Source organism: Devosia sp. YIM 151766, from assembly GCF_030285925.1.
Taxonomy (GTDB): domain Bacteria; phylum Pseudomonadota; class Alphaproteobacteria; order Rhizobiales; family Devosiaceae; genus Devosia.
Map to the genome: position 1 here is coordinate 502,443 of NZ_CP127251.1, position 14,826 is coordinate 517,268.

Annotated in this window: 10 protein-coding genes; 8 read left to right on the forward strand and 2 right to left on the reverse strand. The window is 66.3% G+C overall.

Annotated features, from left to right (window positions below):
- Positions 1-35: 35 nt before the first annotated feature.
- The gene (locus tag O9Z70_RS02445) at positions 36-1,466 is read right to left on the reverse strand and encodes a sigma-54-dependent transcriptional regulator (protein ID WP_286020913.1); all 1,431 of its coding nucleotides are present in this window, start codon (positions 1,464-1,466) and stop codon (positions 36-38) included.
- A 295-nt stretch (positions 1,467-1,761) separates the two neighbouring features.
- Between O9Z70_RS02445 and O9Z70_RS02450 the strand changes: the two genes are divergently transcribed.
- Positions 1,762-3,012: an EAL domain-containing protein gene (locus tag O9Z70_RS02450; RefSeq protein WP_286020914.1), complete on the forward strand. Its 1,251-nt coding sequence runs from the start codon at positions 1,762-1,764 to the stop codon at positions 3,010-3,012.
- A 98-nt stretch (positions 3,013-3,110) separates the two neighbouring features.
- Here the strand turns inward: O9Z70_RS02450 and O9Z70_RS02455 are convergent, their stop codons facing one another.
- Complete coding sequence (locus tag O9Z70_RS02455) at positions 3,111-5,552, reverse strand: methyl-accepting chemotaxis protein (protein WP_286020915.1); 2,442 nt, start codon at positions 5,550-5,552, stop codon at positions 3,111-3,113.
- Between the two features lie 219 nt (positions 5,553-5,771).
- Here O9Z70_RS02455 and O9Z70_RS02460 point away from each other — a divergent pair, with 219 nt between their 5' ends.
- The 7 genes from O9Z70_RS02460 (at position 5,772) to rsmD (ending at position 14,758) form a co-directional block, all read left to right on the forward strand.
- On the forward strand, positions 5,772-6,638 hold the full coding sequence (locus O9Z70_RS02460) for a TIGR01459 family HAD-type hydrolase (RefSeq protein WP_286020916.1): 867 nt from the start codon (positions 5,772-5,774) through the stop codon (positions 6,636-6,638).
- Between the two features lie 49 nt (positions 6,639-6,687).
- A complete protein-coding gene (locus O9Z70_RS02465) occupies positions 6,688-7,659 on the forward strand; it encodes a bifunctional riboflavin kinase/FAD synthetase (protein WP_286020917.1) in 972 nt (323 codons plus the stop codon).
- 206 nt (positions 7,660-7,865) lie between these two features.
- Positions 7,866-10,901 carry an isoleucine--tRNA ligase gene (ileS, locus tag O9Z70_RS02470; protein WP_286020918.1) on the forward strand — a complete coding sequence of 1,012 codons (3,036 nt, stop codon included), beginning with the start codon at positions 7,866-7,868 and terminating at the stop codon, positions 10,899-10,901.
- A 114-nt stretch (positions 10,902-11,015) separates the two neighbouring features.
- Entirely contained in the window at positions 11,016-11,579 is a 564-nt protein-coding gene (gene lspA / locus O9Z70_RS02475; RefSeq protein ID WP_286020919.1) for a signal peptidase II, read from the forward strand.
- 83 nt (positions 11,580-11,662) lie between these two features.
- Complete coding sequence (locus O9Z70_RS02480; protein WP_286020920.1) at positions 11,663-12,361, forward strand: hypothetical protein; 699 nt, start codon at positions 11,663-11,665, stop codon at positions 12,359-12,361.
- Between the two features lie 219 nt (positions 12,362-12,580).
- Entirely contained in the window at positions 12,581-14,182 is a 1,602-nt protein-coding gene (locus O9Z70_RS02485; RefSeq protein ID WP_286020921.1) for a pseudouridine synthase, read from the forward strand.
- A 21-nt stretch (positions 14,183-14,203) separates the two neighbouring features.
- Entirely contained in the window at positions 14,204-14,758 is a 555-nt protein-coding gene (rsmD, locus tag O9Z70_RS02490) for a 16S rRNA (guanine(966)-N(2))-methyltransferase RsmD (protein WP_502870154.1), read from the forward strand.
- Positions 14,759-14,826 lie beyond the last annotated feature (68 nt).

Genomic DNA, 14,826 nt, shown 5'->3' on the forward strand with positions numbered 1-14,826 from the left:
GGGGTCCATCAGCGGACCACAATCCCTCTCCGTCCTTAGCCCGCCGCCGCCAGGCCGGCCCAGCCCTGCCGTTTGCGGTAAATGGTGGACGGGCTGATTTCCAGCGCCGCGGCGGCCAGCGAGATATTGCCGCCAAAGGCGGCGATGGCGTCTTCGATGATGCGCTGTTCCTGCCGCCACATGGGCAGGATGGCCGGGCGCTGGTCGGCGCGCGGCGCTTCCACCGGCGCCGGCATCATGGCCTGGGATTCGATATCGGCGGCCCGGAGCATGGCCGCGCCGATATCGCCGCCATCAAACATCACCACCATGCGGCGGATGAGGTTCTGCAATTGCCGCACATTGCCCGGCCAGTCGGCGGCCGTGAGCTGCTGCGCCGCTTCCTGGGTGAAGCCGGCGAAGCTCTTGTGTTCCTCGCGCGCATAGCGGGCGAGGAAATGCCGGGCCAGCACCAGGATGTCGCTGGGCCGCTGCCGCAGCGGCGGCAGGTGAATGGGCAGCACATGCAGGCGATAGAACAGGTCCTCGCGGAATTTCCGCTCGGCGATGAGCTGCATCGGATTGCGATTGGTGGCGCAGATCACCCGCACATCGACCTTGCGCGCCGCCGTCTCGCCCACCCGCGACAGCATCCCGGTTTGCAGGAATCGCAGCAGTTTCGATTGCAGCGACAGGTCCATTTCCCCGACCTCGTCGAGAAACAGCGTGCCGCCATCGGCCAGTTCAGCCGCGCCCTTGCGGTCGTCATGCGCTCCGGTAAAGGCCCCGCGCACCACGCCGAACAATTCGCTCTCCATCAGGTCGCGCGGAATGGCGGCGCAATTGATGGCGACGAAGCGCTTGTCGGCGCGCGGCCCCTTTTCATGCAGGGCTTCGGCGCACACATCCTTGCCGGTGCCGCTTTCGCCGGTGATGAAGACCGGCGCCGACGACGTGGCGACCCGCCCGATCTGCTCATAGAGAAATTGCATGGCGCTGGACGCCCCGACAAAGCCGGCGAAATCGGCCATGACCGGTTCGGGTCCGGTGCCGACGCCGAGACAGCGCGGCCGTCCATGGCGTTGCGCCAGTTCGCCGATGCGATTGGCCAGGGCCGCGCCGCTGACCGGCTTGGCCAGGTAATCATGCGCGCCGGCCCGCATCGCCGCCAGCGCCGCGCTCACCGAACCGCCATCGGCCACGGCCAGCACCAGCGCCCCCTCGGCCAGCCGCACCAGACGGGCCATGGCGTTCTCGATGCCCGGCGCCAGGTCGGCCAGGCTGCCGAGATCGGCAATGATGATATCGAACCGCGCCTGCCGCAGCTGCTCGGCCGCCATGCGTCCATTGCCGGCGAAGCAGACTTGCGGCGCCACCAATAGGGCGGCGCTCAAGGCTCCGCCCAGGCTGCGCGCGCTATCGGCGTCGCTGTCGATCAGCAGGAGCTGGCCGCTCAGGGCGTTGTCGCTTCCGCTCGTCACCGTCATTGCGCTTTTTACCTTGGTCTCGTCCGCGTCGGGGCGTTTTCTCGTTGTCCCGATTGTTTCGGATTAGGGTAAATATTCCGTTCTTATCGGCGGCGCGGCAGTCCCCTTTAACCTCGCCGCCGCCGCCCATCCTCCCGCAACGCCATCTATTTCCGCCGCCGACGCCTTTATTGCCGCGCCAAGCATAGAAATAGGCCGGGGACAGTATTGCGACGCCGCTTTTGCCCAAAATGATGGGGTGCTATGAAAAAGAGCCGAATCTCCCGGCGCCATGGAAGGGGTTGCAGGTCCGCCCGTGCAGGCATTGGTTTATTCGTTCATTGCGCTCGCCGCCGCCGGAATAGGGGCATTGGCCTATTTCGCGCTGACATTCACGCCGGCCAATGCGATTCTGGCCGCGCTGGTTTTCGGCTGTGCCGGCGTGGTCGCGATGGAGCGGACCTTGCGCATCCGCGCCGAGAACCGGCTGGAGCGCGCCATCGGGGACTTGTCGCGCCTGCTCGCCACCGACGCCCAGGCCGGCGCCGTGCTCGGCCAGCGCATCAATGCCATCGCCGATACCAATCCCGGCCCGCGCCTGGAAGCCGTGGAAGCCGATATTTCCGTGCTCGGCACCGTCATTCGGCAGGTCGCCGAGGCGGTGGCCGATATGGAGGTCAAGGTCGCCAGATCCGGCGTCCGCTACGATCCGTCATCGGGCAGTGCCGGCCCGATAATGGCCGCGCCCGGCCCGGCCCGTCCGGCGCCGCGCGCCAAGGAGCCGGTCATTCCGCTCGAAACCCTGCGCCAGGCCGTGGCCGATAACAGGCTGGTCTTCCACATCCAGCCTATATTGCGCCTGCCGCATCGCCGCGCCATCGCCTATGATCTGGTTCCCAGGCTACTGCTCGAAGACGGCGAACTGGCCGACGCGCCCGACTTCATGCCCCGGCGCGGCGGCTATGAGGTGCTGCGCCATATCGAGGGCACGGCTTTGGTCGAGGCGGTCGCCATTGCCCGCCGCGCCCGCACCAGCGGCGCGCCGCTGGTTCTGCATGTGCCGCTTTCGCGCGCCACCCTGGGCGATGGCGTCGCTGCCGAGCAGATGCTGGTCGTTCTCGACGCCAACCGCGCCATTCTGGAGGGCCTCACCTTCCTTATCGAGGAAGCGGAATGGCAGGCCCTGACCGGGCAGGATCGGGCCGTCATCGACCAGATGGCGCGCAAGGGCGCCGGCTTCTCGCTTGCCGGAATGACCTCGCTCCGGATCGACATGGCCGAGCTGGCTGCCCTCGGCCTGCGCTCGCTGCGCGTCGACGCCGCCGAACTCATCGAAGCGCCCGCCGCCTTCACCGATTTCCATCTGTCCGACATCGCCGATTATCTGGCGCGCTTCGACGTCACCCTGCTGGCCACCGGCATTGCCGACGAACGGCAGATCGTCGAATTGCTCGATAACGGCATCCTGCTGGTCCAGGGCGATTATATCGCCGCCCCCGGTCCCGTCCGTCAGGACCTCTCGCTGGACGCCAACCGCACCATCACCCCGCAATTGCGCCGGGTATAGCGTAAGGACAAGCGGGCTAGGGATAGGCCCTCACCCAAAACCACCCTTCGTCGCCCTCGCGTCAAGCGCGAGGGTGACGATCCGAGAAAGCGGCGACATCAGCGCCGCCCCATGCCCGCGACCTTCTTGGCCAGCGTCCCGAACAAGCCGCGTGCGCCCGCTTCCTCGTCCGCGCTCACGGCTTCGCCGCGCGACAGCGTGAAGCCGCCGATCACGCGGTCGAGTTCGCCGGCCTGCGCCTCGGTCTGCTCGATGGCGGCATTGGTTTCTTCCACCAGGGCGGCATTGTGCTGCGTCATCTCGTCGAGCTGGCGCACGGCCAGGTTCACCTCTTCGATCGAGGCGGCCTGTTCGCGGCTGGCCCGGGCCATGCCTTCCAGCAGCGCCGCATTGGCGCCGATGCCGGTCTGCACATTCACCAGCCGCTCCGCCGCCTGCGCCACCAGGCGCGAGCCGCCATTGACCTCGCTGGCGCTCTGCTCGACCAGCACCTTGACCTCCGAGGAGGCCTGCGCCGCCGACTGCGCCAGCCTTCGCACTTCCACCGCCACCACGGCAAAGCCCTTGCCGGCCTCGCCGGCCCGCGCCGCCTCGACCGAGGCATTGAGCGCCAAAAGGTTGGTCTGGAAGGCGATATCGTCGATCAGCCCGATAATATTGGAAATCTTGGACGAGGATTGGGTGATCCGCTCCATGGCCTGATTGGCTTCGCTCATCACCGCGCCGCTGGCTTCGGCCTCGGCCGAGACATCGCGCGCCTTGGCGCTGGCCTCCTGGGCGTGATCGGCGTTCTCGGCCACGACATGGCGCAATTGCTCCATCGCCGCCGAGGTTTCCTCGATGGTCGCGGCCTGCCTTGTCGTGCGCTCGGACAGATCGTTGGCCCCGGCCAGGATTTCGCCGGTCGCGGTCTTGAGCGCCCCCGAGGTCTGGCGCAGCCGGGTGACGATCTCGCCCAATTGCTCGGCCACCCCATTGGTATTGGTCTTCAGCCGGCCGAAAGCGCCCTTGTAATCGCCGGTCACCCGCAGGCTGAGATCGGCCCTGGCCAGGGCGGCCAGCACCGTGCCGGTCTCGCCGATGCCGCGCTCCACCGTCGCCAGCAATTCGTTGACATTCTCGGCCAGCCGCCGGAGTTCGGGATCGGGCAGGGCGGTTTCCGCCCGCAGCGAGAAGTCGCCATCGATGGCTGCGCCCACCACCCGGTCGATATCCTGTTGCAGCGCCTCGACCATGCGCACCTGCATGGCGCGCTCTTGGTTCATGCTGTCCTCGGCCTGGCGCAATTCGGCGATCCTGATGCCGTTCTGGCGGAACACTTCCACCGCTTCGGCCATCTCGCCCAATTCGTCGCTGCGGCCCAGGCCCGGCACTTCGGTTTCCAGATCGTTGCCGGCAATGTCGCTCATCGCCTGGGTCAGCCGCCCCACCGGCCGGGTGATGGTGCGGGCGATCAGGAGGCTCGTTACCGCCGCCAGCGCCAGCAGCACCCCGCCGATCAGCAGCAGCGTGTTGCGCAGCGAGGCCGAGGGCGCCAGGATGTCATCGGCACTTTCCAGCGCCACCACGGCCCAGTCCGCGCCGCCGAAGGAGATCGGCGTCGCCGCCGCGATATAGCGCGCACCGCCGAAATCGATGGAGCCCAGCCCTTCCGTGCCGGCCAGCGCCGCCGAGACCACGTCGCCGCCCAGCGCCACCACCAGGGCATCGTCGCCCTCGGTCTTGGGCGAATCGTTGCGCACCAGCCCGTCCTGGCCCACGAGATAGACTTCACCGCTATCGCCCAGGCCCTTGGTGCGGGCCAGAAGCTCGCCGATGCGGCCGATGGGCATCTGATAGGCGAGCACGCCCGCCAGCATGCCCTGGTTGATCACCGGCGCCGCGATGAAGCTCGCCGCGCCGTCATTGGGGCCATAATGGGCGAAATCGGTCAGGAATACGCTGCCGGCCTCGCCGCTCATTGCCGCGCGCACCGCCTCGCCCAGATCGCTGCCGGCCCAGGGCCCGGCGCCCTCGGCGAAGCCGGTGCCGAAATCGCTGTCCTTCTGCACCGAATAGACATTGTTGGCTTCGATATCGAACAGGAAGACATCGTTATAGCCCCGCGTCTCCAGCAGGGCGCGGAATTCGGTATGCTGCGGGCGATGATTGAGATCATAGACCAGCAGCGAATTGGAGCTTTCCAGCAATTTCCGCTCACCCGGCGGATGCGGATTGTCGGCGATATAGGCCTGTTGCAGCAAGTCCGCCGGATCGCCCTGCGCGGCGAGCGATTTATAAGCCCCGGCAAAGGAGGTGAGCGCGCCCGACACGTCCTTGCGCCCGGCGAACAATGTCAGGTCCTGCGCCACTTCGCCCAGATAGGCCTGCAAGGCCGCATTGGCGTTTTCCGCCCCGGCCTTGAGCCGCTGCTCGGCCTGGGCGGTGACGATGGCATCGCCGCTGAAATAGGCCGCCGCGCCCAGGCTGGCGCCGGTCAGCAGGGCGATGCCGACCACCATGGCCGGCAGCTTCAGCGCGAGTTTGATTTGCTTGGTCACGATCGATGAGCCCCACATTGCCGCATCCGGTCTTGGCTGGCCCGGGCCGCGAAAGCCTAGTTCGCGCCCCCTGGCCCATGCCGACAATAGGAAACCAGCAGTTAATGAAGTTCTTCTCACTTGGTCCTATACTGCCCGGCGAGCTTTTCGCTTGATCCCGGACCACAAACTGCCACATAGGGCTTATGCCCTTCCGGCCCCCACCGAAGAAAGCACGCCATGACCTCGCCGTTGCCCACCATTTCCGGCCTTTCCGATCTCTCCGGCCGCTACGATGCGGTGCTGAGCGATGTCTGGGGCGTCATCCATAATGGTGTCGCCGCCTTCCCCGAAGCGGTCGAGGCCCTGCGCAATTTCCGCCAGGCCGGCGGCAAGGTCGTGCTGATCACCAATGCGCCGCGTCCTTCGGCGCCGCTCATCGCCATGCTCGACCGGCTCGGCGTGCCGCGCGACGCCTATGATGCCATCGTGTCCTCGGGCGACGCCACGCGTTCCATGATTGCCAAATATCGCGGCCGGGCCATTCACCATGTCGGCCCGCCCACCGAGGACGACGCGCTCTATGAAGGCCTCGATCTGCGCCGCACCGGGGCCGAGGAAGCCGAAGTGGTGGTGGTCACCGATCTCGATACCGACGACGACAATCCCGAAATGTACCGCGAGCGCGCCAGGCTGTGGCTGTCGCGCAAGCTGCCGATGATCTGCGCCAATCCCGACCGGGTGGTCGAGCATGGCGACCAGATCATCTATTGCGGCGGCGCTCTGGGCGATCTCTATGCCGCCATGGGCGGCATGGTGCATATGGCCGGCAAGCCCTATCAGCCGATCTACGAGGAAGCCTATCGCCTCGCCGAGGAAGCGGCCGGCAAAAGCCTCGACAAATCCCGCGTCCTGGCCATCGGCGACAGCGTGCGCACCGACGCCACCGGCGCGGCGCAGTTCGGCATCGACCTGCTGTTCATCACCGGCTCCATCCATGCCGCCGAACTCGACGCCTTCGGCAAGCCCGATCCGCAGGCCATTGCCGATCTCATCGCCCCCAGCCGCGCCCGCACCGCCGGCTATCTGCCCCGCCTCGCGTGGTGAAAGCGATGATCTCGCCTGCATCGTCCCTGCAAGGCCGGAGCCTTCGCCCTTGACCTTCCTCCGTCTTTCCAGCCTCGCCGACCTGCCGCAAAGCCTGCGTGGCGCCTATGTCGCCATCGGCAATTTCGATGGCCTGCATCGCGGCCACCAGACCATTATCGAGGCCCTGCGCCAGCGGGCCCAGGACGCCAATGTGCCGGCGCTGATGCTGACCTTCGAGCCGCATCCCCGCGACGTCTTCGCCCCCGCCCCCTTCATGTTCCGCCTCACCCAGGGCGACGCCAAGGCGCGCCTGGCCGAGGCGCTCGGCCTCGACGGCATCGTCATCCTGCCCTTCGATCATGCTTTCTCGCAGACCGAAGCCGAGGATTTCGTCGAAACCATTCTGGTCGAGCAATTGGGCGTACGCGGCGTCATCACCGGTTCGGATTTTCATTTCGGCCGCCAGCGCCGCGGCACCCGGGCCTTCCTCAAAGCCGCCGGCGACCGCCTGGGTTTCGCCGTCGAAACCCTCGATCTCATGGATGAGGGGGACGAGCCCATTTCGTCTTCGCGTATCCGGGCGGCGCTGTCGGAAGGGGCGGTCACCGCCGCCAATCGCCTGCTCGGCTATCACTGGTTCTTCGATGGCTGCGTGGTGCAGGGCGACCAGCGCGGCCGCGATCTCGGCTTTCCCACCGCCAATACCATGACCCCGGCCGGCTTCCAGCTCGCCCAGGGCGTCTATGCCGTGCGCGCCCGGCTCGGCTCTCGCCGCTTCGACGGCGTCGCCGCCTATGGCAAGCCCATGTTCGACAATCAGCGCCCGCCCTTCGAAACCCATTTGTTCGATTTCGACGAAGACATTTACGGCCAGACGCTGCAAGTCGCCCTGGTCGGCCATATCCGCGGCCAGGAAGTCTTTTCCGGCCTGGACGAATTGATCGCCGCGATGAACCGCGATGCCGGAAAAGCCCGCGACCTGATCGCCGCCGACGCCCCCGTCAGCGACCTCGACCGCAAACTGGGCTTCTTCGAATAGCGGGGCGCTTCACGTCCCGATCAGCCTCGATTTTCCAGATCGACCACAATGTCATCCCCGCGAAAGCGGGGACCTCCGTTTCCATACGAGGCCCTAGCTCAGGCAAGAACGCCTGCCCTTGCGCCAGCGAGGGCAAATCAACCTTTGCCCCAGCCGCCTCCCCTTGCTAAAAGGCGGCGCGTATTTCCCGAACCGATTGCCGATCCATGAACGACACCGCTTCTGGCGCGACCGAAAAAGATTATTCGGCCACGCTCTTCCTGCCGGAAACCGAATTTCCCATGCGCGCCGGGCTCCCCGCCCGCGAGCCCGTCTGGCTCAAGCGCTGGGAAGACATGGATATTTACGCCCTGCAACGCGAGCAGGCCAAGGACCGGCCGCTCTTCACCCTCCATGACGGCCCGCCCTATGCCAATGGCAATATCCATATCGGCCATGCGCTCAACAAGGTGCTGAAGGACCTGGTATCGCGCTCCATGCAGATGCTGGGTCACAATGCCGCCTATGTGCCTGGCTGGGATTGCCACGGCCTGCCCATCGAATGGAAGATCGAGGAGCAATATCGCGCCAGGGGCAAGGACAAGAACCAGGTCCCGGTGGTCGAATTCCGCCAGGAATGCCGCACCTTTGCCGAACAATGGGTCGATATCCAGCGCGAGGAATTCAAGCGGCTGGGCGTCCTGGGCGAATGGGACAATCCCTATCTCACCATGAGCTTCGACGCCGAGGCGCAGATCGCCCGCGAGCTGATGAAGGTCTCGATGACCGGCCAGCTCTATCGCGGCTCCAAGCCCGTCATGTGGTCGGTGGTCGAGCGCACCGCGCTGGCCGAAGCCGAAATCGAATATCAGGACTATGAGAGCGACGTCATCTGGGTGAAGTTTCCGGTTGTGCAAGCCGTCGCGGCTGATACTTCGGAACGGACGGCAGCGAACGCCGATCTCGACATGCGGGATGCGGGGGCTGCGAAAAGAGCCCTTTTGGCCCGCGCAAGTGTCGTCATCTGGACCACGACGCCTTGGACCATTCCCGCAAACCGCGCGATCTCGTTCTCATCGCAGATTAGCTATGGCTTGTATGAAGTCACCAAAGCTGCCGAAGGCAATTGGGCAAAGGTTGGTGACTTGTATGTCTTGGCGGACAATCTGGCCGAAGAAGTACTGGCCAAAGCCAAGGTTGAAGCATTTGAGCGCAAGGACAGCGTAGCGAGTCTGGAACTTGCCGCCATCACCTGCGCCCACCCCTTGCGCGGCCTCGCCGGCGGTTACAATTTCGACGTCCCCCTGCTCGATGGCGAACACGTCACCGATGATGCCGGCACCGGTTTCGTGCACACCGCCCCTGGCCACGGCCTCGATGACTTCGGCCTGTGGATGGATTCGACCCGGCTTCTCAACCAGCGCGGCATCGATCCGACCATCCCCTACGCCGTCGACGATGCCGGCTTCTACACCAAGGACGCCCCCGGCTTCGATGGCGCCCGCGTCATCGACGACAACGGCAAGAAGGGCGACGCCAATAATCGCGTCATCGCCGCTTTGGCCGAGCATGGCAATATCATCGCCCGCGGCCGGGTGAAGCACCAATATCCCCATTCCTGGCGCTCCAAGAAGCCGGTGATCTTCCGCAACACGCCGCAATGGTTCGTCTATATGGACAAGCCCATCGCGGGCTCCCTTCCTCTCCCCCTCGGCGAGACGGGTGAGGGCGCTCCCGACACGCTGCGCAACCGTGCCCTCGCCGCCATCGATGCCACCAGGTTCTACCCCGCCGCCGGGCAGAACCGGCTGCGCGCCATGATCGCCGATCGCCCCGATTGGGTGCTGAGCCGCCAGCGCGCCTGGGGCGTGCCGATCACCGTCTTCGTCCACAAGGAGACCGGCGAGATCCTTCGCGACGAAGCGGTCAATCACCGCATCGCCCAGAGCTTCGAGGACGAGGGCGCCGATGCCTGGTACCAGCCGGGCGCCGCCGAACGTTATCTCGGCGGCGACTATAAGTCGGACGATTACGAGATGATCCGGGACGTGCTCGACGTCTGGTTCGATTCCGGCTCGACCCATTCCTTCGTGCTGCGCAACAAGCAGAAATGGCCGCATCTGAAATTCCCGGCCTCGATGTATCTCGAAGGCTCGGACCAGCATCGCGGCTGGTTCCACTCGTCGCTGCTCGAAAGCTGCGCCACCAATGGCCACGCGCCCTATGACAGCGTCCTCACCCATGGTTTCACCATGGATGGCGAGGGCCGCAAGATGAGCAAGTCGCTGGGCAATGTCGTCGCCCCGCAGGAGATCATCAAGCAATATGGCGCCGACATCCTGCGCCTCTGGGTCGCCTCGGCCGATTATTCGGAAGACCTGCGCCTGGGCAAGAAGATCATCCAGACCACGGTGGATTCCTACCGCAAGCTACGCAATACCCTGCGCTGGCTGCTCGGCAATCTGGCTCACTTCAACAAGGATGACGTGGTCGATCCCGCCGACATGCCCGAGCTGGAGCGGCTGATGCTGCATCGCCTCGCCCAGCTCGATGCCGGCGTCCGCACGGCCTATAAGGAATACGATTACCGCAAGGTCGTGACCCTACTGACCAATTTCATGAACATCGAGCTTTCGGCGTTCTATTTCGATATCCGCAAGGACGCGCTTTATTGCGATCCGATCTCCTCGGTGACGCGCCGCTCGGCCCTCACCGTGCTCGAACACCTGTTCAACGCGCTCACCGCCTGGCTCGCGCCCATCCTGGTCTTCACCATGGAGGAATGCTGGCTGGAACGGCATCCGGACCCGGCGGAATCGGTGCATCTGCGCCTGTTCCCGGATATCCCGGCGACCTGGCTGGACCACGATCTGGCCGGCAAATGGCAGCTCATCCGCGCCGTCCGCCGCGTCGTCACCGGCGCCCTCGAGGTCGAGCGCCGCGAAAAGCGCATCGGCTCCTCGCTGGAGGCCGCGCCCCGCATCCATGTCGCCGACCCCCGCTACATCGTGGCGCTGGAAGGACAGGACCTCGCCGAAATCGCCATCACCTCGGCGGTTCAGGTCACGCAGGACGAGGGACCGCCCGAGGCCTTCCGCCTCGAGGATGTGCCCGGCATTTCCGTCATGCCGGCAATGGCCGAGGGCCAGCGCTGCGCCCGCTCGTGGAAAGTGCTGCCCGAAGTGGGCTCGGACCCGGACTATCCCGACGTCTCCCCCCGCGACGCGCAGGCCCTGCGCGAACGCGCGGCGGCGGGGTTGTAACTGAAAACAAGACCCGTCACCCTCGGGCTTGACCCGAGGGTGACGAACGGGATGGAATTCAAGCCCTCCCCGAGCCTCCCCTCAAGGGGGAGGGGGCGCTAAACGGAGCTGCCGGTGAACCTTTCCCTCCGCCATCCCACCATTCTCGTCTCGCTCATGGCGGGCATCCTCGCTTTCGGCCTCGACCGGGCGCAGAAGGGCTTCCATATCGCCGCCGAATGCTACGCCATCGGCCAGGCGCTGTGCGTGCCGGTGCCTTTCGCCTATGAGCCCTTGGCGCTCACCGGCTGGCGCGGCGGCGAGGTGCTGACGCTAACGCCGTTTTTCGACTATGTCCTGGTCTGGAATACCGGCATGTCCTACGGCCTGTTCGACGGCCTGCCCGTCTGGGTCCTCGGCCTGGTCATGCTGGCCGCCATCGCCGCCCTGTCGGTCTGGTGGTGGCGCTCCGACGCCATGCTCATTCGCCTGGGCCTGGCCTTCTGCATCGGCGGGGCGCTTTCCAATGCCCTCGACCGCCTGCTTTACGGCGCCGTCGCCGATTTCTTCCACTTCCATTGGGGCAGCTGGTCGTTCTACATTTTCAACCTTGCCGATGTGGCGATAACCTTGGGCGTCCTGCTGCTTTTTGCCGATCTGTTCGGGCTGGGCCGCAAGCCCGGGAAGAAAATCGCCTGAACCGGCCGATCACCATGCTGCCAGAATCTGGTCTTAGCTGCTGGAATGCGCTATAGAAGCCGCCAATATCGAAGGGATGTTGCATGCGTATTGGATTGACCGGGCACCAGGCTGCTCTCTCGAACGCGGCTCGCGCCGGCCTTGCGGCCCTCGGCCTGGCGGCCACGCTCGCTTTGGGCGCTTGCACCACGGTTGAAGGCACCAATGCCATGACCGATTTCGGCACGTTCGAACGCGAAGTGTTGAACACCACGGCGCGCGGCGTCGGCCTCATTCCCGGCGATGCGCCCAAGCAGGACCTGACCAGTGCCCGCGCCCCCCTGGTCATGCCGCGCGATCAATCGGCGCTGCCGGCCCCGACCGTCCAGGCCGCCGCCGCGCAATTGCCCGCCGACAGCAGCAAGGTGCAGATCGACACCGCCAATCTCACCGCCGCCGATATCGAGAATCTGCGCAATGCCCGCGTCGTCGATCTGCGCTCGCTCTCCGGCCGTCCGCTGACCGAGGCCGAGATCAACCAGATGACCGCCCGCATGCGCGCCGCCAATATTGCCGTGTCCGGCAATGCCCAGCGCCCGCTCTATCTGCCACCGGCCGAATATTTCACCCGCGTCGGCGATGCGCAGCTGGTCTGCCGCGCCGCCAATGGCGAACTGGTCTCGCTGCGCGACGATCGCTGCCCCGCCGAAGTCCGTCGCGCCCTTCAGCCCACCGGTCCCCGCGGCAGCGCCATCAGCGGCACGCGGGATGCGCGTCTCACCGAGGCCGAAACCCAGCTCTAGAGCGTTTCCAGCAAAAGTGGCTCCCACTTTTGCGGTTCGGAAACGTGACCAAACAAGGGACCAGTTTATCGATTCAAGGAAACGATGAAATGGTCTAGGCGTTACGTCTCGACCCGAACATTCGGCGGCCGGTCCAACCGGCCGTTTTTCACTTTTTTCGCGCCGCCCGTCTCAGCCAATGCTGCGGCTTATGGGTCCCGCATGTCAGAAAGCCCGCTCATGAGCGACACGCCCAAACAACCCGAAAATGCCGACCGTCTCGCCAAGGTCATTGCCCGCGCCGGCCTCTGCTCCCGCCGCGATGCCGAAGGCTGGATCGCCGATGGCCGTATCTCGGTCAATGGCAAGAAGGTGCTCACCCCCGCCTTCAACGTCACCAGCCGCGACAAGATCGAGGTCGATGGCCTGCCGCTGGCCGCCCGCCAGGGCACCCGCATCTGGCTCTATCACAAGCCCGCCGGCCTGGTGGTCACCGAAAAGGACCCCGAAGGCCGTGCCACCATTTTCGAGGCGCTGGACAGGAAGGGCCTGCCGCGCGTGCTCACCGTGGGCCGCCTCGACATCAATACCGAAGGCCTGCTGCTGCTGACCAATGATGGCGGCCTCAAGCGCGTCCTCGAATTGCCCGCCACCGGCTGGCTGCGCCGCTATCGCGTCCGCGCCCATGGTTCGGTCACCCAGGCCCAGCTCGACGGCCTCAAGAACGGCATCGCCGTCGAGGGCGTCCAATATGGCCCCATCCAGGCCACGCTGGAGCGCGAGCAGGGCGCCAATGTCTGGCTGGTGCTCGGCCTGCGCGAGGGCAAGAACCGCGAGGTCAAGAACGTGCTGGGCTCGCTCGGCCTCGAGGTGAACCGGCTGATCCGCATTTCCTACGGCCCCTTCCAGCTCGGCGATCTGGCCGAAGGCGCGGTGGAAATGGTCAAGTCCCGCATGCTGCGCGACCAGCTCGGCAAGAAGCTGGCCGAGGCCGCCGGCGTCGATTTCGACAGCGAAATGCCCGAAATGCCGGCCCCCCGCGACGAGCGCCCGGTCCGCTCCCCCCGCGACCGCGACCATAGCCGTCCCAATCCGGCGCGCGGCGCCGCCACCGACCAGCGCCGCCCCTCCTATGGCCGCGATGCCGAAGAGCGCCCGACAGGCCGGCCGCGCCGCATCCATTTCGACGACGATGGCCGCGCGCCCGAGGCCTTTGTGCCCAAGGCGCCGCCGCGTTCGCGCCACGCCCCGGACGATCGGCCCGCCCGTGGCTTCGGCAAGCCGGCGCCGCGCGGCGACCGCCCGCAGGGCGGCAAGCCCTTCGGCGACAAGCCCAAGCGCGATTTCGGCGATCGGCCGCCGCGCAGCGGCTTTGGCGATCGGCCGGCCCGTGGCGGCTTCGCCGACCAGCCCAAGCGCGATTATGGCGACAAGCCCGCCCGCACCGGCTTCAGCGACCGGCCCAAACGCGATTCCGGCGACCGGGCGCAGCGGTCCTTCGGCGATAAGCCCGCCCGGGGGGCGCGGCCGGAACGCGGCTTCGAGGATCGGCCCAAGCGGCCCTATGGCGACCGGCCTCAGGGCGGTCGCCCCGGCGGCAAGCCTTTTGCCGGCAGGCCCGACGGCAAGCCCTTTTCTGGCAAGCCGGGCGGTCCGCGTCCGGGGGGGCGGCCCACCGGCGGCCGCCCGCCAGCCGGCCGCCCGCCAGCCGGCCGCCCGCCAGCCGGCCGCCCGCCAGCCGGCCGCCCGCCAGCCGGCCGTCCGCCAGCCGGCCGCCCGCCAGCCGGCCGTCCGCCAGCCGGCCGTCCCGCCGGTCCGCGCAAGCCGCGCAACGACCGCTGATCGGCCCAGGAACACCGTCCCATGCGCATCGTCGCCGGCAAATTTCGCGGCAAGCAGCTCAATTCCCCCTCGGACCAATCCACCCGTCCGACCTCCGACCGCGCCCGTGAATCCATCTTCAATATTCTGGGTTCGCGTCTCGGCCCGGCGCTGGATGGCAAGCGCGTGCTCGATCTGTTTGCCGGCACCGGCGCGCTGGGCCTGGAAGCCCTGTCGCGCGGCGCCGCCCATGTCACCTTCGTTGAAACCGGCGCCGAAGCGCGTGGCATCATTCGCGACCATATCGAAGCCTTCGGCGCCGCCGGCATCACCAAGCTGCTGCGCCGCGACGCCACCGCTCTGGGCCGCCCCGGCACGTTCGGCCGGTTCGACCTCGTCTTCCTCGATCCGCCCTATAATCAGGCGCTCGGCGAAAAAGCGCTCGTCGAACTGGCCGCCAATGGCTGGCTGGTCCCCGGCGCCACGATCGTCTGGGAAGAAGCCGCCAGCGCTGCAATCGCCATCCCCGATGGCTTCACCCTCGAAGACAGCCGCGAATACGGCGCCGCCGCCATCCGGTTCCTGACCTTCGGCTAGAATCTCTCTGTGTCGAGATCGTCGGCTCCTTTCCTTCCTCTACCTTGAGGGGAGGGAGGCGCAAGAAC